Source organism: Saccharopolyspora oryzae, assembly GCF_027853915.1.
Classification (GTDB): Bacteria; Actinomycetota; Actinomycetes; order Mycobacteriales; family Pseudonocardiaceae; genus Saccharopolyspora; species Saccharopolyspora oryzae.
Genome location: NZ_JAQGLA010000008.1, coordinates 82,490 through 103,925 on the forward strand (window position 1 = coordinate 82,490; position 21,436 = coordinate 103,925).

Annotated in this window: 17 protein-coding genes; 7 read left to right on the forward strand and 10 right to left on the reverse strand. The window is 71.4% G+C overall.

Annotated elements, in window-relative coordinates; all coding sequences use genetic code 11:
- Positions 1-2 precede the first annotated feature (2 nt).
- Together hemG and hemE are read right to left on the reverse strand one after the other, a co-directional pair.
- On the reverse strand, positions 3-1,436 hold the full coding sequence (hemG, locus tag OU415_RS08010) for a protoporphyrinogen oxidase (RefSeq protein ID WP_270947954.1): 1,434 nt from the start codon (positions 1,434-1,436) through the stop codon (positions 3-5).
- On the reverse strand, positions 1,436-2,521 hold the full coding sequence (gene hemE / locus OU415_RS08015) for a uroporphyrinogen decarboxylase (RefSeq protein WP_270947955.1): 1,086 nt from the start codon (positions 2,519-2,521) through the stop codon (positions 1,436-1,438). Before hemE ends, hemG begins: the two co-directional genes overlap by 1 nt.
- Before the next feature lie 259 nt (positions 2,522-2,780).
- Between hemE and OU415_RS08020 the strand changes: the two genes are divergently transcribed.
- The 5 genes from OU415_RS08020 to OU415_RS08040 all read left to right on the forward strand — a co-directional run bounded on the left by OU415_RS08020 (position 2,781) and on the right by OU415_RS08040 (position 9,390).
- Positions 2,781-3,359 carry a DUF3000 domain-containing protein gene (locus tag OU415_RS08020; RefSeq protein WP_408641819.1) on the forward strand — a complete coding sequence of 193 codons (579 nt, stop codon included), beginning with the start codon at positions 2,781-2,783 and terminating at the stop codon, positions 3,357-3,359.
- Positions 3,360-3,827: 468 nt separating this feature from the next.
- A complete protein-coding gene (locus tag OU415_RS08025) occupies positions 3,828-4,481 on the forward strand; it encodes a response regulator (protein WP_175548076.1) in 654 nt (217 codons plus the stop codon).
- Positions 4,482-4,578: 97 nt separating this feature from the next.
- Complete coding sequence (locus OU415_RS08030; protein WP_270947956.1) at positions 4,579-5,829, forward strand: ribonuclease D; 1,251 nt, start codon at positions 4,579-4,581, stop codon at positions 5,827-5,829.
- Positions 5,830-6,052: 223 nt separating this feature from the next.
- Positions 6,053-7,297, forward strand: coding sequence for a thiolase family protein (locus OU415_RS08035; protein WP_270947957.1), 1,245 nt, complete (start codon positions 6,053-6,055; stop codon positions 7,295-7,297).
- Entirely contained in the window at positions 7,294-9,390 is a 2,097-nt protein-coding gene (locus tag OU415_RS08040; protein WP_270947958.1) for a 3-hydroxyacyl-CoA dehydrogenase NAD-binding domain-containing protein, read from the forward strand. Before OU415_RS08035 ends, OU415_RS08040 begins: the two co-directional genes overlap by 4 nt.
- 117 nt (positions 9,391-9,507) lie before the next feature.
- Here OU415_RS08040 and OU415_RS08045 read toward each other — a convergent pair whose 3' ends face one another.
- The 6 genes from OU415_RS08045 to OU415_RS08070 form a co-directional block, all read right to left on the reverse strand.
- A complete protein-coding gene (locus OU415_RS08045) occupies positions 9,508-10,653 on the reverse strand; it encodes a sensor histidine kinase (RefSeq protein ID WP_270947959.1) in 1,146 nt (381 codons plus the stop codon).
- Between the two features lie 4 nt (positions 10,654-10,657).
- On the reverse strand, positions 10,658-11,344 hold the full coding sequence (locus OU415_RS08050) for a response regulator transcription factor (RefSeq protein ID WP_270947960.1): 687 nt from the start codon (positions 11,342-11,344) through the stop codon (positions 10,658-10,660).
- Between the two features lie 167 nt (positions 11,345-11,511).
- Positions 11,512-13,437, reverse strand: coding sequence for a 1-deoxy-D-xylulose-5-phosphate synthase (gene dxs, locus OU415_RS08055; RefSeq protein ID WP_270947961.1), 1,926 nt, complete (start codon positions 13,435-13,437; stop codon positions 11,512-11,514).
- A 392-nt stretch (positions 13,438-13,829) separates the two neighbouring features.
- On the reverse strand, positions 13,830-14,954 hold the full coding sequence (locus OU415_RS08060) for a hypothetical protein (RefSeq protein WP_270947962.1): 1,125 nt from the start codon (positions 14,952-14,954) through the stop codon (positions 13,830-13,832).
- A 106-nt stretch (positions 14,955-15,060) separates the two neighbouring features.
- Complete coding sequence (locus tag OU415_RS08065) at positions 15,061-16,299, reverse strand: class I SAM-dependent RNA methyltransferase (RefSeq protein ID WP_270947963.1); 1,239 nt, start codon at positions 16,297-16,299, stop codon at positions 15,061-15,063.
- A complete protein-coding gene (locus OU415_RS08070; RefSeq protein ID WP_270947964.1) occupies positions 16,271-18,307 on the reverse strand; it encodes an APC family permease in 2,037 nt (678 codons plus the stop codon). The genes OU415_RS08065 and OU415_RS08070 overlap by 29 nt, the downstream gene beginning before the upstream one ends.
- Positions 18,308-18,544: 237 nt before the next feature.
- On the opposite strand from OU415_RS08070, the gene OU415_RS08075 reads away from it, so the two are divergent.
- Together OU415_RS08075 and OU415_RS08080 are read left to right on the forward strand one after the other, a co-directional pair.
- On the forward strand, positions 18,545-19,210 hold the full coding sequence (locus OU415_RS08075; protein ID WP_270947965.1) for a potassium channel family protein: 666 nt from the start codon (positions 18,545-18,547) through the stop codon (positions 19,208-19,210).
- A complete protein-coding gene (locus OU415_RS08080; protein ID WP_270947966.1) occupies positions 19,210-19,875 on the forward strand; it encodes a potassium channel family protein in 666 nt (221 codons plus the stop codon). Before OU415_RS08075 ends, OU415_RS08080 begins: the two co-directional genes overlap by 1 nt.
- Positions 19,876-20,044: 169 nt before the next feature.
- Here the strand turns inward: OU415_RS08080 and OU415_RS08085 are convergent, their stop codons facing one another.
- Positions 20,045-20,782 (reverse strand): DUF3159 domain-containing protein, encoded by a 738-nt coding sequence (locus OU415_RS08085; protein WP_270947967.1) that lies wholly within the window; start codon positions 20,780-20,782, stop codon positions 20,045-20,047.
- On the reverse strand, positions 20,779-21,156 hold the full coding sequence (locus tag OU415_RS08090) for an OB-fold nucleic acid binding domain-containing protein (protein ID WP_270947968.1): 378 nt from the start codon (positions 21,154-21,156) through the stop codon (positions 20,779-20,781). The genes OU415_RS08085 and OU415_RS08090 overlap by 4 nt, the downstream gene beginning before the upstream one ends.
- Positions 21,157-21,436 lie beyond the last annotated feature (280 nt).

The following is a 21,436-nucleotide window of genomic DNA, read 5'->3' on the forward strand; positions in this document are numbered from 1 at the left end:
CCTCATCGTCCCACTTCTCGGAGGGTCCCAGGCAGCAGGGCCCGCGTGATGTCCATCGCCGCGGACTCCCCCGTCGCGATGCACGCCGGGACCCCGACGCCGTGCAGCGCCGCCCCGGCCAGGGCCAGGCCCGGCACGTCGGACAGCGCCCGTTCCACGTCGGCGATCAGGTCCAGGTGGCCCACGCCGTACTGCGGCACTCCACCGCCCCAGCGCACCACGGTCGACTCCACCGGCTGCGCCGCGATCCCGGTCAGCTCGGCGAAGTCGGTGCGCACCCGGCGCAGCACCTCGGCGTCGTCGAGCTGCAGGTCCGCGGTCTCGCCGAACCGGCCGACCGAACCCCGCACCAGCAGTTCGCCGTTCGCACCGCGCAGGTGCGGCCACTTGTTGCTGGAGAAGGTGAAGGCCTTGGCGGTGAACGGGGTTCCGTCGTCGTGGCGCTCGCCGCGCGCGATCAGCACGCCCGAGGCGTCCGGCAGTTCCACGTCCGCGGGCAATGCGAGACCCACGACGATCATGGAGGCCAGCTCCACCTCGCCGAGCTTGGCCGCCGCGCTGGGCACGACGTCCTGGAGCAGACGGCGCGCCGCAGGAGCGGGGACCGCCAGCACGACGCCGTCGACGTCCAGGAACTCCGGGCTCGGCGCCGCGCCGATCTCCAGCCGCCAACCGGATTCGGTCCTGGTCAGGCCGCGCACCGGCAGCCCGAGCCGGAGCTGCGCATCGGCGGCGATCAGCAGCTGGTCGATCAACCGCCGGTAGCCGTTCTGGAAAGCGCCGAACACCGGCGGCTTCGGCGCGTCGGGCTTCGGCTTCGGCAGCGCGGACGAGGCCGCGGCGATGATCGACTCCGCTCCCCCGTCCAGCGCCGCCGCCAGGGCCGGGATCGTGGCCCGCAGCCCGAGGCGGTTCGCGTCCCCCGCGTAGACACCGCCGAGCAGCGGCTCCACCAGCCGGTCCACGACCTCGTCGCCGACCCGGCCGCGCAGCAGCTCGCCGACCGACGCATCCGCACCTTCGAGCCGCAGCGGCGGCAGGTCCTTCTCCGCGCGGACCAACGACAAACCGGCGTCGGACAGCACGTCCCGCACCGACTCGGGCGCGGCGGGAACGCCCATCACGGTCCCGGTCGGCAGGCGCCGCGTCCGGCTGCCGGCGCGCACGGACGCCGAAAACCCGCCCGGGTGCACGACGTCGTCGGCCACGCCCAGCTCGTCCGCGAGGCGCAGGACCTCGGGCCGCCGCGCCAGGAACGCCTCCGCCCCGACGTCGTAGGACCGCCCGGCGAGTTCGACCGTGCGCAGCTTGCCGCCGACGCGGGAAGCCTGCTCCACCAGGACGATCTCGGCCTGCGGGCCGAGTTCCCGGCGCAACCGGTGGGCGGCGGCCAATCCCGCGATTCCGCCGCCGACGACCGCGACCCGAGGAGCCATCACTGCTGCTTGCTCGCGGTGTGGACGAGCTCGACGACCCGTGTCAGCACCTCCGGATCGGTGGCCGGCAGCACCCCGTGGCCGAGGTTGAAGATGTGCCCGCCGGCCGCTTCGCCCTCGGCGAGGATCCGGCGCACCTCGCGCTCCACCGCGTCCCAGCCGGCGAACAGCACCGCCGGGTCGAGGTTGCCCTGCACCACCGGCGCGTCCGCGTCGGGCACGGCCGCGCGCAGCCGCGCCGCGGCGTCGTCCAGCGGCACCCGCCAGTCCACGCCGACCACGTCGGGTCCGGCGGTGCGCATCGCGCCGAGCAGCTCACCGGTGCCCACCCCGAAGTGGATCTTCGGCACGTCGGCGACCTCGGCGACCCCGGCGAAGATCCGCTCGCTGTGCGGCAGCACGAACTCGCGGTAGTCGCGCAGCGAGAGCGCCCCGGCCCACGAGTCGAACAGCTGGATCGCGGCGACCCCGGCCGCCAGCTGCACCTCCAGGAACTGCAGCGTCGCCGCCGACAGCTTCTCCATCAGCGCGTGCCAGGTCTGCGGATCGGAGTGCATCAGCGCCTTGGTGCGCTCGTGGTTGCGGCTCGGACCGCCCTCGACCAGGTAGGAGGCCAGCGTGAACGGCGCCCCGGCGAACCCGATCAGCGGCGTCTGCCCCAGCTCGCCGACCAGCAGGCGGACCGCCTCGGCGACCGGCGCGACCTGCTCCGGCGCGAGCTGCGGCAGCGCGGCGACGTCGTCGGCGCTGCGGATCGGCTCGGCCACCACCGGCCCGGTGCCCGCGACGATGTCCAGCCCGATGCCCGCGGCGTACAGCGGCAGCACGATGTCGCTGAACAGGATCGCGGCGTCCACCCCGTGCCGCCGCACCGGCTGCAGGGTGATCTCGCTGACCAGCTCCGGGGTCAGGCACGCCTGCAGCATAGGCACGCCCTCCCGGACCCGCCGGTACTCGGGAAGCGAACGACCCGCCTGGCGCATGAACCAGACCGGGGTGTGCCGGGGGGTGCCACCGCGGGCGGCGACGAGGAAGGGGGCGTCGGAGAGGTCTCGGCGGGCCGAGACCGGCGCGGGATTCGTCATCGGGGGTCAGCGTCCGTACGTCGATCGATCCCCGGAGTACCGCACGGGCGTGCCACGGCGGCGGACCGGGCTGGCAGGCCAATCTTCGCACGAGGCCCCGTGCGAACTCGCCCCGCGTAGCGGCGCCGGGAGCGGAACCTCAACGCCCGCTGGAACTCCGGGATCGACGGCTCCGAGGAGCGGGGTGCTGATGGCCACAGCCGGGCTTGATCGGCGCGCCTCCGTGATCACCCGGATCCGGCCGCTTAGAGTCTGCGCCGTGACGGAGATGGCGGCGGCGCCCGAGGTTTTTCGGCAGGCAGTTGCCACGTTGACGTCGGCTCGCCCGCGTGCGGAGATCGAGCTGTCCGAAGTCGGTCCGCCCAAGCGGCTCGCGCCGTGGGCGCACGCGCTGGCCGCCGAGGCAAACGGCCCGGCCGGCGAGCTGGCCACCGCTCGACTGGTCCTGCTGCACGACCCGGAGGGCCAGGAGGCGTGGGACGGTGTGCTGCGGCTCGTGGTGTTCCTGCGGGCCGAGCTCGACCCGGAGCTGGCCACCGACCCGCTGCTGCCGGCCGTCGGCTGGTCGTGGCTCACCGATGCGCTCGAAGGTTCCGGCGCGTCGTGGACGGCCCTGGGCGGCACGGTCACGCTGACGTCCTCGGCCCGCTTCGGCGACATCGCCGGACCGTCCCGCAGTCACGATCTGGAGCTGCGCGGGTCGTGGACGGCCACCGACGCCGAACTGGGACCGCACGCGGCGGCGTTCCACGAACTGATCGCGAGCGCAGCCGGGCTACCGCCGGAAGGCGTCTCGATGCTCGGCCGTCCGTCCAACGGCGTTGCGCCGCGCGACTGATCCGCCTTCGTCCGATCACCGGCTGTGTCCGCCGACTCCAGCGCGTAAGGTGCTGCGAACAGGCCGAGCGCGCGACACGCCGAAGCCCGTTTCCATTCGCGAAGTTCCCTCACCGGCCGCGAAACGGTTGATCACGCAAATTTTTCACGATACGCATTCGTGTTATGTCGGTTAGCCACGCTCCGACGTTACGGCGATTGCAGATAGTCACCCAAAAGCGTGACTTGATCATGCTCAAGTGACAACTCGATCGGGATAGATACCCGATTGATCGTCCCGCTGACCCGCTTGGGCGGTTACGCTGCCACCCGACGACACCACTTTCGGTCGATCAGTGGCGCGGCTGATTGGTCGAGAGTCCCGGTGCCGGTCGGGGGGCACGACCGACTCCAGGGAGGTAGTGACGTGGCTGCCGTCGGCTTAGGTCAGGCCGCTCGAACCACGCCTGCCGGCACTTTGCCGGCCAACATGGTCCCGCACCCGCGGGAAGAGCTGTTCACGGTGCTCGTGGTGGATGACCATCCGCTGCTCCGGGAGGCCATCGCCGCCCGGCTGCTGCAGATGGGCGCCGGCACGGTGCACGAGGCCGCATCGATGGCCGAGGCCAGGGCTCGCGCTCTGGCGACCGGTCCGTGCGACCTCGCAATCCTCGATCTCGGGCTCCCGGACGGGACCGGCATCGAGCTGGTCACCGAACTCCGGAGCCAGGGATGGCCCCGGATCGTGGTGCTCGCATCGTCCGACGACCCGTACGCGGTGCGGGCCGCCTTCCAAGCAGGTGCGCAGGCGTACCTGCTGAAGTCGGCCTCGCCGATGGTGGTCACCGACGGTGTGCGCCGAGTGCTCGACGGCGGGGTGTACGCCGACCCGAGCGTGGCGCCGGTGCTCGCCGCCGGTACCCGCGTACCCGGGACGGACAACACCCCTCGCGAGCTGTCCGGACGGGAGGTCGAAGTTCTCCAGTTGGTGGCCGACGGTCGTTCCAACAAGGAGATCGGTGAGGCCCTGAACCTCTCCGCGCTCACGGTGAAGAGCCACCTGTCGCGGATAGGGCGCAAGCTGGGCACCGGCGACCGGGCGCAGATGGTCGCGCTGGCCATGCGGGCCGGCGTGATCCGCTGATCCGGACGCCGACGCACCTGCACCGGAGCGGTCGGCCCGACGAGCTCGGTCGGAGTGGCCACACGGACCGGACCAAAGCACGTAAGGTCTGGTAGCCGTGGAAGCTGCAAGCCCCGAGACCGTCGGGTCCGACCGCCCGGAACCGGTGTTGTTGACCGAACCCGCCGACGGCGTACCGCCGGTGGTGGACACGCAGGCGGCGTTGCGCGCCGCCGCGACAGCGCTCGCCGCGGGCACCGGACCGGTGGCCGTGGACACCGAGCGCGCTTCGGGATACCGCTACTCGCAACGCGCCTACCTGGTGCAACTGCGCCGCCAAGGTGCCGGGACCGTGCTGGTGGACCCGATCGCGCTGCGAGGCGAGCTCGATCCGCTGGTGCCGGCGCTGGCCGACACCGAGTGGGTGCTGCACGCCGCCTCGCAGGACCTGCCCTGCTTGGCCGAGCTGGACCTGCGCCCGGCGCAGCTGTTCGACACCGAACTGGCCGGGCGGCTGGCCGGCTTCGAGCGCGTCTCGCTGGGCGCTCTCGTGGAGCGCATGCTCGGCTACCAGCTGGAGAAGGGGCACAGCGCGGCCGACTGGTCGCGGCGCCCGCTCCCCCAGGACTGGCTGGTCTACGCCGCGCTCGACGTCGAGCTGCTGGTCGACCTGCGCGATGCGATGCACGACGAGCTGGTGGACCAGGGCAAGCTCGAGTGGGCGTTCGAGGAGTTCGAGGCCGTTCGCACCGCCGAGCCCGCTCCCCCGCGCGCCGAACCGTGGCGCCGCACGTCGGGCATCCACCGGGTGCGCAACCCGCGGCAGCTGGCCGCCGTTCGCGCGCTGTGGCAGACCCGCGACAAGTTCGCCCGCGACCGCGATCTCGCTCCGGGCCGGGTGCTGCCCGATTCCTCGATCGTGCAGGCCGCGCAGGCCAATCCGAAGTCCGAGGCCGATCTGGTCGCGCTGCCGGTGTTCGGCGGTCGGCAGCAGCGGCGCCGGGCCTCGATGTGGTTGCAGGCGCTCCGGTCGGCCCGGCGGCTCGAGAACGACGAGCTGCCCGCCCCCGCCTCCCACAACGACGGCCCGCCCCCGACGAACCGGTGGGCCGACCGCGATCCGGACGCAGCCGCGCGGCTGACCGCGGCCCGTTCGGCGCTGGCGAAGATCGCCGAGGAGAACCGGCTGCCGGTGGAGAACCTGCTGCTCCCGGACCTCGTGCGGCGCACCTGCTGGACGCCGCCGGAGGACCGGAGCCTGCCCGCGGTGAAGGCGCTGCTGCGCGAGAAGGGCGCCCGCGGGTGGCAGCTCGAGCTGACCGCTGAAGCGATCAGCGAAGCGCTGCACGCCACCGCGCCCTCGGAGTGACCTCTGCTCGCTGATGGCACCGCGGCTCACCGGCCGTGGTGCCGTCGGCGTCCGGGGAGTGGATGATCAGCGCTGGCCGTCCCGCGATCAACATGTGAGACACCCGACAGGGGTGGCCGTGTGGTTACCGGCGGGTAATAAGCGCTAGAGTGCGGTTACCGGCCGGTAAGTCTCCGCGCGGACCCGGCCGGTCACCATCCACCAAGCCAGTGAGGAGCACGCCGTGGCCGCACCTGCGTCGGCACCCGCCGACAGCCGCAGCCGCCCCGCGGTTCGGGACGTGGTCTTCGTCGACGGCGTACGCACGCCGTTCGGCAAGGCCGGTTCCAAGGGCATCTACGCCGAGACCCGCGCCGACGACATGGTCGTCAAGGTCATCCGTGAGCTGCTGCGGCGGCACCCGGAGCTGCCGCCGGAGCGCATCGACGAGGTCGGCATCGCCGCCACCACCCAGATCGGCGACCAGGGCCTGACCATCGGCCGCAGCGCCGCGCTGCTGGCCGGGCTGCCCAAGTCGGTCCCGGGCTTCGCCATCGACCGGATGTGCGCGGGCGCCATGACCGCGGTGACCACGATCGCCAGCGGCATCGCCTTCGGCGCCTACGACGTGGCGATCGCGGGCGGCGTCGAGCACATGGGCAACCACCCGATGGGCGAGGGCGTCGACCCCAACCCGCGCTACGTGTCGGACAAGATCGTCGACCCGTCCGCGCTGATCATGGGCTCGACCGCGGAGAACCTGCACGACCGGTTCCCGACGCTGACCAAGGAGCGCACGGACGCCTACGCCGCCCTGAGCCAGCAGCGCTACGACGATGCGCTGCAGGCCGGGAAGATCAGCCCGGACCTGGTGCCGGTGTCCACCCGCTCCGCCGAGCAGGGCTGGGGCCTGGCCACCGCCGACGAGCCGCCGCGCCCGGGCACCACCGCGGAAGCGCTGGCCGGGCTGAAGACGCCGTTCCGCCCGCACGGCCGGGTCACCCCGGGCAACGCCGCGGGCCTCAACGACGGCGCCACCGGCTGCCTGCTGGCCGACGCCGAGACCGCCGAGTCGCTGGGCCTGCCGGTCGGCATGCGGCTGGTCGGCTACGCCTTCGCCGGTGTCGAGCCCGAGGTCATGGGCGTCGGTCCGGTGCCGGCCACCGAGAAGGCGTTGGAGCGCGCCGGGCTGAGCATCGACGACATCGGCCTGTTCGAGATCAACGAGGCCTTCGCGGTGCAGGTGCTGGCCTTCCTGGAGCACTTCGGCATCTCCGACGACGACCCGCGGGTCAACCCGTGGGGCGGCGCGATCGCCTGCGGCCACCCGCTGGCCTCCTCCGGCGTGCGGCTGATGACGCAGCTGTCCCGCCACTTCGCCGAGCACCCCGAGGTGCGCTACGGCATCACCACCATGTGCATCGGCTTCGGCATGGGCGGAACGGTCATCTGGGAGAACCCGAACTACAACGCAGGAGGCGAGCAGTGACCGAATTCGCCGCGCTGTTCCCCGACGAGGTCGTCACCAAGGCGCACACCCGCCTCGTCGACGCGCCCGGCCTGGCCGGCAAGCTCGCGCTGATCACCATCGACAACGGCCACGACCACACCCGGCCGTCCACCTTCGGCCCGGGCGGGCTGGAGAGCCTCAACGCCGCGCTCGACGAGGCCTTCGCCGCCGACCCCGCGGCCATCGCGGTCACCGGCAAGCCGTTCATCTTCGCCGTGGGCGCCGACCTGTCGGGCATCGGCCGGATCACCGAGCGCGAGCACGCGCACATGATCGCCAAGACCGGTCACGACGTGTTCCGCCGCCTGACCGAGTCGAAGATCCCGACCTTCGCGTTCGTCAACGGCGCGACCCTCGGCGGCGGTCTCGAGCTGGCGCTGTCCTGCCACTACCGGACGGTGTCGAAGTCCGCAGGCATGGTCGCGTTCCCGGAGTGCTTCCTGGGCCTGTTCCCGGGCTGGGGCGGCACCCAGCTGCTGCCGAACCTGATCGGTCCGGACGCCGCGGTCACCGTGATCATCGAGAACGCGCTGAGCCAGAACCGGATGCTCAACCCGAAGAAGGCCCACGGCCTGGGCATCTTCGACGAGCTGCTGGACAGCCCCGACTTCCTCGAGGAGTCGATCCGCTGGGCGGTCCGCGTGGTCAACGGCGAGCAGACCGTGTCGCGCCCGGAGATCGACCGCGGCAAGGGCTGGGACGACGCCGTCGCCCGCGCCAAGGGCATCGTCGAGGCCCGCACCCACGGGGCCTCCCCGGCGGTGACCAAGGCCGTCGAGCTGATCGAGCTGGCCCGCGGCAACGACCTCGACGCCGGCTACGCGGCCGAGACCGAGGCGCTGGCCGACGCGCTGATGTCCGACGAGCTGCGCTCCGGGCTGTACTCGTTCGACCTGACCCAGAAGCGCGCCAAGCGCCCGGCCGGTGCGCCGGACAAGTCGCTGGCCCGCGACGTCAAGAAGGTCGGCGTGGTCGGTGCCGGGCTGATGGCCGGGCAGCTGGCGCTGCTGTTCGTGCGCCGCCTGGAGGTGCCGGTCGTCATCACCGACATCGACCAGGAGCGCATCGACCGCGGCGTGGCCTACATCCACGGCGAGATCGACAAGCTCGCCGCCAAGGGCCGCCTGTCGCCGGACGCGGTGAACAAGCTCAAGGCCCTGGTCACCGGCTCGCTGGACAAGGCGGCGTTCGCCGACGCCGACTTCGTCATCGAGGCCGTGTTCGAGGAGATGTCGGTCAAGCAGAAGGTGTTCGCCGAGCTGGAGCAGCACGTCTCCGCCGAGGCGATCCTGGCGACCAACACCTCGTCGCTGTCGATCACCGAGATGGCCTCCCAGCTGCAGCACCCGGAGCGGGTCGTCGGCTTCCACTTCTTCAACCCGGTCGCGGTCCTGCCGCTGCTGGAGGTCGTGCGCGGCGAGAAGACCGACGACGCCTCGCTGGCCACCGCGTTCAAGGTCGGCAAGCAGCTGAAGAAGTCCTGCGTGCTGGTCAAGGACGCCCCGGCGTTCGTGGTCAACCGGCTGCTGACCCGGTTCATGGGCGAGGTCATCGCCACCGTCGACGAGGGCACGCCGTTCGAGGTCGCCGACAACGCCCTGGAGCCGCTGGGCCTGCCGATGACCCCGATGGTGCTGCTCCAGCTGGTCGGCCCGGCGGTCGCCCAGCACGTCAACGAGACGATGCACGCGGCCTTCCCGGACCGGTTCGGCATCAGCGCCAACATGCAGCGCTTCGTCGAGGCCCGCAAGGCCGCGGTGTGGACCACCGACGACTCCGGCAAGCAGATCGTCGACCCCGAGGTCGCGGCGCTGTGGGAGCAGGGCGATGAGCCGTCGACGACCGAGCAGGTCCGCGACCGGGCGCTGAACGCACTGGCCGAGGAGATCCAGCTCATGCTCGACGAGGGCGTGGTCGCCGAGGCTCAGGACATCGACCTGTGCATGCTCCTGGGCGCGGGCTGGCCGTTCTGGCTGGGCGGCATCACGCCGTACCTGGACCGGGCGGGCATCTCGGAGAAGGTCAACGGCAAGCGCTTCCTCGACCCGGGCGTGGCATCGGTCTCCGCCTGATCGAAGCGAGCTGATGCGGGGCCGGGACGACTCGTCCCGGCCCCGCTTTCCTGTGCGTGGCCGTGAGCCTTTTCTGGTGCTGTAGCCCCACAAAGTGCTCACGGAGCGGACCCTTCGTCAGGGTGCGGCGGGGAGTTGGACGGTGACCGCGAGGCCTCCGGTGGGGAGGGCTTCGGCTTGGACGCGGCCGTGGTGGGCCTTCGCCGCTGCTTGGACGATCGACAGGCCCAAACCCGCTCCGCTGCGGGCGGTTCGTTCGACCCCTGCTCGGCGGAACGGTTCGAAGAGGGCTTCCACCTGCTCCGGCAGGATGTTCGGCCCCGAGGACGCGACGCGCAGCGTTGTCCACCGCGGATCGCTGCCGATGACGACCTGCACCCAACCGCCGTCGACGTTGTGCCGCACCGCGTTCTCCAGCAGGTTGCCCGCGACCCGCTCCAGCAGCGCCGGGTCGCCCACCGCGAACGCGGGTTCACCGCTGCACTCCACCCGCAGCCCGCGCTGGCGGACCTCCGGTTCCACCGCCCGCCGGGCCCGCCCCGCCACCTCGGCGAGGTCGACCGGTTCGCGCACCGCCAGCTCGACACCTTCCGTCCGCGCCAGCAGGAGCAGGGACTCCACCAGGCGTTCCGCACGGGCCGTGGCTTCGCGGAGCACCTCGGCCATCCGGCGCAGCTCCGCCTCGTCGGCGTCGGGATCGGACAGCGTGACTTCCAGCTCCGTGCGGATCACCGACAGCGGAGTGCGCAGCTCGTGGCTGGCGTTGGCGACGAACCGGCGCTGCGAGTCGAAAGCCGCCTGCAACCGGTCGAGCATCTCGTCGAAGGTGTCGGCGAGGCGTGCCACTTCGTCGCGCGGACCGCTCAGCGCGATCCGCTCGTCCAGCGACTCGGCCGAAAGCCGCCGCGCGGTGGCCGTCACTTCCTGCAGCGGTCGCAGCACCCGGCCGGACACCGTCCACGCCAGCAGTGCGGCAGCCAGCACGACGGCGACGAAAGCGCCCCCGCCGATGAGCAGGACCTGCTGCCGCGCCGAGTCGCGCAACGCCTCCCCCAGCAACGGCGCCGGCACGTCCACGCCGTGCACCCGGACGAGCGTGCCGTCCGGCAGCTGCGGCACCGCGGCCACCACGTTGCCCACCAGCACCCAGCCCAACCACAGCAGCAGACCGCTGACCACCGCGACCAGTCCGGTCGCGAGCAGCGTCAGGCGGAGCCGGAGGCCGGGCCCGCGGCGGGAGAACGACCGGGCGGACGCGCTCATCGGATCAGTCCCGGGCGTGCTCGGCGCGTCCCGCCGACGGCACCCGGTAGCCGGAGCCGACCACCGTCTCGATGACGCCCGGCTCCCCCAGCTTCTTGCGCAAGGTCATCATGGTGACCCGCACGGTCGTGGTGAACGGGTCGGCGTTCTCGTCCCAGACCCGCTCCAGCAGCTCCTCGGAGCTCACCACGGCACCACCGGCCGACAGCAGGACCTCCAGGACGCCGAACTCCTTGCGGGTCAGCTCGATCTCGCCATCGCTCCGGTGAACCGTGCGCCGCGCCGGATCCAGCTCCAGCTCCAGCGCGGTGAGCAGCGGCGGCTGAGCGGGTGTCGCGCGCCGCCCCAGCGCCCGCACGCGGGCGACCAGCTCGGCGAAGGCGAACGGCTTGGCCAGGTAGTCGTCGGCGCCCAGGGACAGCCCGGCGACGCGGTCGGCGACCGTGCCGCTCGCGGTGAGCATCAGCACCCGGGTCAGCTCACCGGAGTTGATCAGCTCCCGGCACAGCTCGTCGCCGGACATGCCGGGCAGGTCGCGGTCGAGCACCACCACGTCGTAGCGGGTGATCGACGCCTTCTCCTGACCGCTCTCGCCGTCGTAGGCGACGTCCACGGCCATGCCGTCCCGCCGCAGCCCGCGAGCGACCGCGTCGGCCAACGGCTTCTCGTCCTCGACGACCAGGATTCGCACGACCTCACCCTGCCACAACGCCCAGGAACAACGACGCCGAACACGATCAATCCCAGCCCCCGCGGTCCTCCGCGCACATCGGCGTGTCGGACCCCGACACACCGACGGGCCGCAAATTCCATTGAAATCGAAGGTCCGATTTCAATGGAATTTGCGGCTGCGGTCGATCAGCCGTTGGCGGCGGGGCGCTCGACGTCGGTGGCGACCCGCAGCGGAGTGCGCGCGCCGCCGCACTTGGCCAGCCACTCGGTGATGCGTGCGGCGATGCCCTGCTCGGTGAGGCCGAGCTCGGCCAGCACCTCGTCGCGCGAGGCGTGCTCCAGGAACTCGTTCGGCACCGCCAGGTCGCGCAGCGGGACGTCCAGCTCGGCGTCGCGCAGAGCAGCTGCCAGCGCCCAGCCGAAACCGCCGTGCCGACCGCAGTCCTCCAGGGTGACCACCAGCCGGTGCTGAGCGGCCAGCTCGACCACCTGCTCCGGGACCGGCACCACCCAGCGCGGGTCGACCACGGTGACGTCGATGCCCTGCGCCGCCAGCCGCTCGGCCGCCGCCACCGCGAGCTCGCCGAACGCGCCGACCGCCGCGAGCAGCACGTCGCCGTTGCCGCGCCGCAGCACGTCGACACCGCCGATGCGCTCGACCGCCGGGACCTCTTCGATCACCGCGCCCTTGGAGAAGCGCACCACGGTCGGTCCGTCGTCGACGGCGACCGCCTCGCGCAGCTCCTCGCGCAGCGTGACCGCATCGCGCGGCGCGGCGACCTGGATGCCGGGGATCAGGCCCAGGATCGACAGGTCCCACATGCCGTTGTGGCTGGCCCCGTCCTCGCCGGTGACCCCGGAGCGGTCGAGGGTGACCGTCACCGGCTGCTTGTGCAGCGCGACGTCCATCAGCAGCTGGTCGAACGCGCGGTTGAGGAAGGTCGAGTACACCGCGAACACCGGGTGCAGCCCGCCCATCGCCATGCCGGCCGCCGAGGTCATGCCGTGCTGCTCGGCGATGCCGACGTCGAAGCAGCGCTCCGGGTAGACCTCGCCGAACTTCTTCAGCCCGGTCGGGCCGAGCATCGCCGCGGTGATGGCCACCACGTCGGGCCGCTCCGCGCCGATCTTCACCAGCTCGTCGGCGTAGACGTCGGTCCAGCTCTTCGGGGCCGGCTTGGTCGGCAGCCCGGTCTCCGGGTCGATGACCTTGACCTGGTGCATCTGCTCGGCCTGGTCGTTCTCGGCCGGGGCGAAGCCGTTGCCCTTGCGGGTCACCGCGTGCACGATCACCGGGCCGCCGAAGGACTTGGCCATCTGCAGCGCGTGCTCCATCGCGCGGATGTCGTGGCCGTCCACCGGGCCCAGGTACTTGATGCCCAGGTCGGAGAACATCACCTGCGGGGCGATGGCGTCCTTGATGCCGCTCTTGGCCGCGTGCAGGCCGGTGTAGAGCGAACGACCCACCACGGGCAGGTTGCGCAGCGTGCGCCGACCGCTCTCGAGCGCCTTCTCGTAGCTCGGGTTCAGCCGCAGCGCGGCGAGGTGCTCGGCCAGGCCACCGATGGTCGGGGCGTAGGAGCGACCGTTGTCGTTGACCACGATCACCACCGGGCGCTCCTGGTCGGCGGCGATGTTGTTCAACGCCTCCCAGCACATCCCGCCGGTCAGCGCGCCGTCACCGACCACGGCCACGGCGTGCCGCTGTTCCCCGCTCTGCTGGAAGGCGCGCGCCATGCCGTCGGCGTAGGACAGCGCGGTCGAGGCGTGGCTGTTCTCCACGTGGTCGTGCTCGCTCTCGGCGCGCGACGGGTAGCCGGACAGGCCGTCCCGCTTGCGCAGCCGGTCGAAGCCGTCCTGCCGACCGGTGATGATCTTGTGCACGTAGGCCTGATGTCCGGTGTCGAACACGACCGCGTCGCGCGGCGAGTCGAACACCCGGTGCACGGCCAGGGTCAGTTCGACCGCCCCCAGGTTCGGCCCCAGGTGACCACCGGTCCGCGAAACCTTCGCGATCAGGAACTGCCTGATCTCCTCGGCCAGTTGCGCCAGCTCAGCGTGCTTAAGGCGCCTGACGTCGGCCGGATTGCGCACGGACCCCAGCAGCGTCACCACTCCACCTCACTCATAGTGCTGGTCGGGTTCATTCGCATGCCGGGCCCGGCTGGCTGCCTGGCTCCGCCGCGATACATGGTGCGCCCAGTCTACGGAGCGGGCTACCGACGGCCCGGCGCGGTGTGCACCCCGCCCGGCCGCCCGCGGTTGATCGCGGCTCCCCGCACCGGTACCGCCGAACGGCCGCTGCTGCCGGTGTCCGAACCATCGGCCGAGCCCCCACGCCGGTCTGGAGATCGAACTCGCGAGCAGCGACTCCACCCATTCCAAGGCCTGCGGCGGCAGTCCGCACGTCGTCGCGGCGCCCGGAGCGCTGCACCGCCCAGCCGGACCGACGACGGTGCAGGTCAACGCTGTGCGAATCGTCACCTGCGTCCGCGTCGGAACGCTCAGCTCCAGGGGCGCCAGGCGGGGATCGGGGCGATGCCGGGACGCAGGTCGCCCCAGGGCGGGCTGTGCGGCGGGAGCTGCTGGAGTTCGGCGAACTCCAAGCGGCTGCGCACCCGCAGCCAGGCGACGACGAAGTAGGCGCCGATCGCCAGCGCGGCGATGCCGACGATCCACAGCCCCGGGTCGGTCAGCGCTCGACCGAAGGCGGTGGCCAGCAGCATCGAGCCGAGCATCGCGGCCAGGAACCCCACCGGCGCCCGGAACGCCGGGTTCGCCAGCGCCTTCGGTCCGCCCCGGTAGGTCGTGGTGCGCGCGAAGACCCACTTGCGCAGCGCCTGCCACGCGGGCAGGTCCTGGGGTCCGGTTCGCAGCGACCAGGCGGCCGTGCCGCGGCGACGCACGATCGCCGCCACCAGCCTCGGGTCCTCGACCGGCAGCACCCACTGCTGCTTGCCCGCGACCAATCGCACCGCCGGGCCGCGGCGCAGGCGAACGCCGACGCCACCGGGCAGCGGCCACCAGGCCTCGTCGGCGTCGATCTCGCCGGGTTGGGCCAGTGCGAGCTCGGCCAGCGGCAGCGCGTGGTTCCCGGATCCACCGGGCACGTCGCGCACCAGCACCACCCGGTCCCGGCCGATCCGCAGCCGTGCGGATCCGGCGGGCAGGACGGTCTCCACGTCGAGTTCGGCCAGGTCCGAGGCGAGCGCGCTGCAACGCCGCTGCGCAACGCGCGCCACGAGCGGCGCAACGACCAGGACGACCAGCCCGAGCAGGCCGAGCGGTGCTGCGAAGGTCAGGTCGACCACCGCTTGCGGCACTGCGGCGAGCAACGCCCACCCCGCCCAACGGCGCGGAGTCCGCTGGTCCAGCACCCACCCCACCGCGGCGATCCCGATCCACACCGCTGCCCAGACCAGCGAGAACCCGGGCGCGGCCGCCGAACCGAGCAGCAGCCCCGACGCAGGCAGCACCACCACGCTCAAGGCGCCGAGCACCAGCGATGCGGCCCGGCGTCCAGACACGAATTCCGGTGCGGCACTGGGTTTTCCGGGCACCGCAGAGACCTCGGTCCCCGACTCGGGAGGTGCGGGGAGCACCTCCGCCAGGTGTTCGCGATTCGTCATCTCGCCGTTCCCATCCTCGGATCGACCCACCCGCCCGGCGGCCACCAGGTTCGCAGTTTCAATTGAAACTGCGCTTTCAACGGAAACCGCGGAACTCCGGGGCCGGTTACCCGTCGACGGGTTCGAGGAGGGCGATGCACTCGATGTGGTGGGTCATCGGGAAGGCGTCGAAGGCCCGCAGATCGCTCAGGCGATAGCCGTGTTCGGCGTAGAGCGAGACGTCGCGGGCCAATGCCGCCGGGTCGCACGCGATGTGCACGATCCTGGACGGCTCTCGCGAGGCCACTGCGTCCACGACCGCACGACCGGCGCCCTTCCTGGGCGGGTCCAGGACCACGACGTCGGGCGTCGGCAGGTCCTCGTCGGTCAGCACGCGCTCCACCGTGCCCGCGCGGAACGCCACCTGCGGGAGGTCCCGGAGGTTCGCCACCGCGTCTTCCACCGCGCGCTTGGACGACTCCACCAGCAGCACCTCACCGGTCGGACCGGCCTGCTCGGCGAGCACCGCCGCGAACAGACCGACCCCGCCGTAGAGGTCCCAGGCCACACCGCCGGACGGCACTGCGGCCAGCTGCGCGACGGTCTCGCTGAAGACGTCCGGCGCGGCCTTGTGGACCTGCCAGAAGCCCTGCACCGACACGTCGAACGAACGGCCCGCAGCGGACTCGTGCGCCACCTCGCCGCCCCGGACGCTGCGCGCCACCGGACGCGCGTGCCGCCGCTTCGGCTTGTGGTCCACCGCGGTCACGTGGACCTCGCCGCGGGAGTCCTCGACAGCGGTCAGCTCCGCACCCGGCCGCCAGCGGCGGTCGGTGACCTCCGCCATCGCGCCCTCCGCGGTGATCGGGCAGTCCTCCACCGGCACCACCCGGTGGCTGCGGTGCGCCCGGAAGCCGGCGTTGCCGCTGCGGTCCACGGCCAGCCGCGCGCGCGTGCGCCAGCGCAGCAGCCCGCCGGGCAGCTCGCGCACCTGAACCGGCCAGTCGAGCCCGGCGATCCGCTGCAGCTGCTCGGCGACCACCGCCGCCTTCAGCTCGCGCTGGGTCTCGCCCGAAGCGTGCTGCCAGTCGCAGCCGCCGCACCGGTTGCGGCCGAGCGCCATGTCGGCCAGCGCGCACGGCGGGCTCACCCGACCCGCGGCGGGGGTCAGCACCTCGACGGCGTCAGCGCGGCAGAAGCCCCCGCCGGCGTCCTCGGTGACCTCCACGACCACGACCTCGCCGGGCAGCGCGTGCCGGACGAACACCACCCGGCCCTCGTACCGCGCCACGCAGTGGCCGCCGTGCGCGACGGCACCGACCTCGACTTCGAGCCGCCTACCGGTCCAGTCCGGTTTTCCGGTCACCGCTTCCCTTCCCGTTGGCCCCCAGCCCGCGCCGCGTGGCGCCGGGCATCGAGGCCAGCTGCTGCTTCTTCTTCTGGCGGATGCGGTCGGAGGACTCCAGCTGCCACGGCACGCTGGTGACCATCACACCCGGCTGGAACAGCAGCCGGCTCTTGAGCCGCAGCGCGCTCTGGTTGTGCAGCAGCTGCTCCCACCAGTGCCCCACCACATACTCCGGGATGAACACCGTCACCACGTCGCGGGGGCTGTCCCGGCGGATCCGCTTGACGTACTCCAGCACCGGCCGGGTGATCTCCCGGTACGGCGATTCCAGCACCTTCAGCGGCACCGGCAGGTTCTCCGCGTGCCACTGGGCGGTCAGCGCCCGGGTGTCCTCGTCGTCGACGTTGACCGTCACGCCCTCCAGCACGTCGGGCCGGGTGGCGCGGGCGTAGCCGATAGCCCGCATCGTCGGCAGGTGCAGCTTGGAGACCAGGACCAGCGCGTGGTTGCGCGAGGGCAGCACCCCGTCGGTCTCCTGCCGCGTGAGCTCCTCGGCCACCCGGTCGTAGTGCCGGTGGATGGCGGTCATCAGCACGTAGATGGCGGCCATCGCGGCGATCGCGATCCAGGCGCCGTGGGTGAACTTGGTGATCAGCACGATCACCAGCACGCTGGCCGTCATCGCCAGGCCGAAGGTGTTGATCGCCTGCGCGCGCCGCATCTGGGACCGGGTCTGCGGGTCCTCCTCGGTGCGCAGCTTCCGGTTCCAGTGCCGGATCATGCCGCTCTGGCTGAGCACGAACGACACGAACACGCCGACGATGTAGAGCTGGATCAGCCGGGTGACCTCGGCCTGGAAGGCGAACACCAGGATGATCGCGCCGACGGCCAGGAACACGATGCCGTTGGAGAAGGCCAGCCGGTCCCCGCGGGTGTGCAGCTGCCGCGGCAGGAACCGGTCCTGCGCCAGGATCGACCCGAGCACCGGGAAACCGTTGAACGCGGTGTTGGCGGCCAGCACCAGGATGAGCCCGGTGAAGAACACGAGGTACCACACGCCCGGCGGGAAGCCGTGGAAGACGGCCCCGGCCAGCTGCGCGACCAGCGTCTTCTGCTGGTAGCCCTCGGGCGCGCCGGTCAACTGCGTCGCCGGGTCCTCGACGAACACGACACCGGTGACCCGGGCCATCCACAGCAACCCGAGCAGCATGATCACGGCGATGCTGCCCATCAGCGCCAGCGTGGTGGCCGCGTTGCGCGACTTCGGCTTGCGGAACGCCGGCACGCCGTTGCTGATCGCCTCCACACCCGTCAACGCCGCGCTGCCGGAGGAGAACGCCCGCAGCGCGACGAACGCGAACGCCACCCCGGCCATCTGGCTCTCGTCCGGAATCACCCCGAAACCGGCGCTCTCGGCGCGCAGCTCGGTGCCGAGCACGTAGGTCTGGAACAGGCCCCAGAGGATCATGCCGATGATCCCGATGATGAACGCGTAGGTCGGGATCGCGAAAAGCGAACCGGACTCCCGGACACCGCGCAGGTTCATCGCGGTCAGCAGCACGATCGCGCCGACCGCGAACAGCACCTTGTGCTCGGCCACGAACGGGATCACCGAGCCGATGTTGGCCGCCGCCGAGGAGATCGAGACCGCGACGGTGAGGATGTAGTCGACCAGCAGCGCGCTGGCCACCACCAAGCCCCAGCGGCGCCCGTGGTTGACGCTGGCGACCTCGTAGTCGCCGCCGCCCGAGGTGTAGACGCGCACGTTCTGCCGGTACGACGCGACCACCGTGATCATCACGATCGCCACCAGCAGCCCGATCCACGGGCTCATCGCGAACGCCGAAACACCCGCCACCGAGAGCACCAGCAGGATCTCTTCGGGGGCGTAGGCGACGCTGGACATGGCGTCGGAGGAGAACACCGGCAGCGCGATGCGCTTGGGCAGCAAGGTGTGCGCGAGGCGGTCGCTGCGGAAGGGTTGACCGACGATCAACCGTTTCGCTGCGGTTGCGAGCTTGGACACGGCACAGAGCGTAAGCGCAAACAGCGGCCAACTGGGTGGTTCTGCCGTCCGTTTTGCTAGCAGGTCACATCCCGGGGCCACCCCTGCCCACATCCGCACCTCACCCGGTACGGTGCACCAGCCCGGAACCGGCCGCCGTTCCCGCAGCCCGGATCCGCGGCGCGCCAGGTACCGTCAGCAGACGATCGCGAGATCGTCGCAACGCCAGCACATCCCCGCAGCGAGGAGACGAAGCTCGTGCACGTGGTGATCATGGGATGCGGCCGGGTCGGGGCGTCCCTGGCCGCCGCCCTGCAACGGCTCGATCACACCGTGGCTGTGGTCGACAAGGACCCCCAGTCGTTCCACCGACTGGGCAAGGACTTCCGAGGCCAGCAGGTCACCGGCAACGGCTTCGACCGGGACATCCTGGTCGAAGCGGGCATCGAGCGGGCAGCGGCCTTCGCAGCCGTGTCCAACGGGGACAACTCCAACATCGTTTCGGCCCGCGTCGCCCGCGAGACCTTCGGCGTGGAGCACGTGGTCGCCCGGATCTACGACCCCAAGCGCGCCGAGGTCTACCAGCGCCTCGGAATCCCCACCGTGGCCACCGTTCCGTGGACCACCGACCGGTTCCTGCGGATGCTGCTGCCCGAGGGCGTGGCCACCGCGTGGCGGGAGCCGTCCGGCACCGTCGCGGTCCTGCAGCTGCCGCTGCACGAGGACTGGGTGGGGCACCGGGTGTCCGAGGTGGAATCCGCCATCGGCGCGCGGGTCGCGTTCATCACGCGGTTCGGCAACGGTGTGCTCCCGGAGGCCAAGACCGTCATCCAGGCCGACGACGTGGTCTACGTGGCCGCGCTGTCGGGCACCGTCACCGACGTCACGGCGGCTGCCCGCCGCACACCCGAGGAGAGCGAGTAATGCGCATCGCGATCGCGGGCGCCGGCGCGGTCGGCCAGTCCATCGCGCGGGAGCTGCTCGAAGGCGACCACGAAGTCCTGCTCATCGAGCGCAGCGTGGCCAACTACCACCCGAGGAACATCCCGGACGCGGAGTGGATGCTGGCCGACGCCTGCGAGCTGGCCTCGCTGGAAGAAGCGGGGCTGGAGTCCTGCGACGTGGTCATCGCCGCCACCGGCGACGACAAGGTGAACCTGGTGGTCTCGCTGCTGTCGAAGACCGAGTTCGCGGTGCGCCGGGTCGTCGCCCGCGTCAACGACCCGCTCAACGAGTGGCTGTTCACCGAGGCCTGGGGCGTCGACGTCGCGGTGTCCACGCCCCGGATGCTGGCCGCGATGGTCGAGGAAGCGGTCAACGTCGGCGACCTGGTCCGGTTGATGACCCTGCGCCAGGGCCAGGCGAACCTGGTCGAGGTCACGCTGCCGGAGACCACGCCGCTGGCCGGGCGGCGGGTCCGCGAGCTGAAGCTGCCCGCGGACGCGGCGCTGGTCAGCATCCTGCGCGGCGGCCGGGTCATCGTGCCGCAGGCCGACGATCCGCTGGAGATCGGCGACGAACTGCTCTTCGTGGCCACCGCCGACGTCGAGCAGCAGATCCGAGCGATCATCCACGACAAGCAGGACTGACCCGAAAACCACCCGATCGGGTGACATCTTCCGCAAGTTCAATGGAAATCGGACGTCCGATTTCCATTGAATTTGCGGAACTCGTCCTCAGACAAGAGAGCGGGGTCGTGAGTGCGGAAGCCGGTTGCAGCCGGTTCCAGCGCTCACGACCCCGCTCTGGTTCGAGATCTCAGCTGAGGGACGGGTTGGAGCGGATCGCGGGGGTTTCCTCCGCGTCGGTCTTCTCCTGCTCCGCGACCTTCGCCGCGCGGCGGATCGCCCACACCGTGACGATCAGCGCCAGGCCGGTCAGCGGGTAGCCCATCGCGATCCGGGCGAAGGCCAGCCAACCGGTCTGGTCGGCGTCGTAGAGCCACTGCTGCACGACGTACTTCGCGGCGAACACGGCGACCCACGCCAGCGTGGCCAGGTCGTAGCCGCGCAGCGCGCGCTTCTGCTTGCGCCAGGCGAAGCCCAGACCGTTCAGCGCCGACCAGGCGACGCCCACCAGCGGCCAGCGGGCCAGCACCGAGACCAGGAACAGCCCGCCGTAGATCAGGCTCGTCCAGATGCCCAGCAGGAAGAAGCCCTTGGCGTCACCGGAGCGGTAGGCGATGAACGAGCACACCGCCACCCCGATCACGCCGGAGATGGCCGGTTGCAGCGGTTCCTTGCGCACCAGCCGGAAGATCGCGATGGCCACCGCCACCCCGATCGCAGACCAGATCGCCGGCATCAGGCTCGTGAAGGAGCTGACCACCACGAAGACGACGATGGGCACCGCGGAGTAGGCCAGTCCGCTGACCCCGCCCATCTGCTCCAGCAGGGTGTTCTCCGCTCCAGCGGCCTGCTGCTCGCCGGTGTCCGACTGCTTCTCGGCCGCGTCCTGGGCGGAGAGCCCGGCAGCCGCTGAATCGCGTTCGCTCATGCGGTGTTCTGCAACTCGTAGTAGGGGTTGTAAAGCACCTTGCGGCCGTCCCGGACCGCGATCCGGCCACTGGCCTTGATGATGCGACCCGGTTCGATGCCGGCGATCCGGCGGCGACCCAGCCACACCAGGGTGACGTCCTCGGTGCCGTCGTAGAGCTCGGCCTCCAGCGTCGGTGCCGACGCCTTCGGGCACAGCCCGACGCTGCGGACCCTCCCGAGCACGACGGCCTCCTGGCCGCACTTGCAGTCGCTGGCCGGCTGCGCCCCGCCGGCCTGGGACCGCTCCGACAGGTCGTCGGCGTCCAGCTCGGCGACGTCACTGGTCAAGCGCCGTACGAGGCGACGCCAGTAGCCGCCCTCGCTCTTGCTCATCTAGCGCTCCTGTGCGCCCTCGGGGCTCGACTCGCGCAGCCCGTGCACCCCCAGCGTAGCGGCCATCGGACGCCGGGTCCCGCCCCCGGCGGGATTGCGAACTTGATCGCTCGATCGGATCAACATCGAGGCTCGCTTGCTCTTCTTTGAAACGCCGCAGGCGTTTAGCCCACCCTCGACGCTTGCACCGCCGCGGGTTCTCAGGCGTCGTCTGACGAGGACAGCCCCAGCGCTGTGTATTGGTCATACATGAGTCGGGGATCCCGCAGCTCAGACGGCG

What these genes read in the sequence shown, in the direction of transcription:
- hemG (WP_270947954.1), bottom strand. Translation starts at nt 1,436, where the DNA reads ATGGCTCCTCGGGTCGCGGTCGTCGGCGGCGGAATCGCGGGATTGGCC.
- hemE (WP_270947955.1), bottom strand. Translation starts at nt 2,521, where the DNA reads ATGACGAATCCCGCGCCGGTCTCGGCCCGCCGAGACCTCTCCGACGCC.
- OU415_RS08025 (WP_175548076.1), top strand. Translation starts at nt 3,828, where the DNA reads ATGGTCCCGCACCCGCGGGAAGAGCTGTTCACGGTGCTCGTGGTGGAT.
- OU415_RS08045 (WP_270947959.1), bottom strand. Translation starts at nt 10,653, where the DNA reads ATGAGCGCGTCCGCCCGGTCGTTCTCCCGCCGCGGGCCCGGCCTCCGG.
- OU415_RS08060 (WP_270947962.1), bottom strand. Translation starts at nt 14,954, where the DNA reads ATGACGAATCGCGAACACCTGGCGGAGGTGCTCCCCGCACCTCCCGAG.
- OU415_RS08080 (WP_270947966.1), top strand. Translation starts at nt 19,210, where the DNA reads ATGCGCATCGCGATCGCGGGCGCCGGCGCGGTCGGCCAGTCCATCGCG.
- OU415_RS08085 (WP_270947967.1), bottom strand. Translation starts at nt 20,782, where the DNA reads ATGAGCGAACGCGATTCAGCGGCTGCCGGGCTCTCCGCCCAGGACGCG.
- OU415_RS08090 (WP_270947968.1), bottom strand. Translation starts at nt 21,156, where the DNA reads ATGAGCAAGAGCGAGGGCGGCTACTGGCGTCGCCTCGTACGGCGCTTG.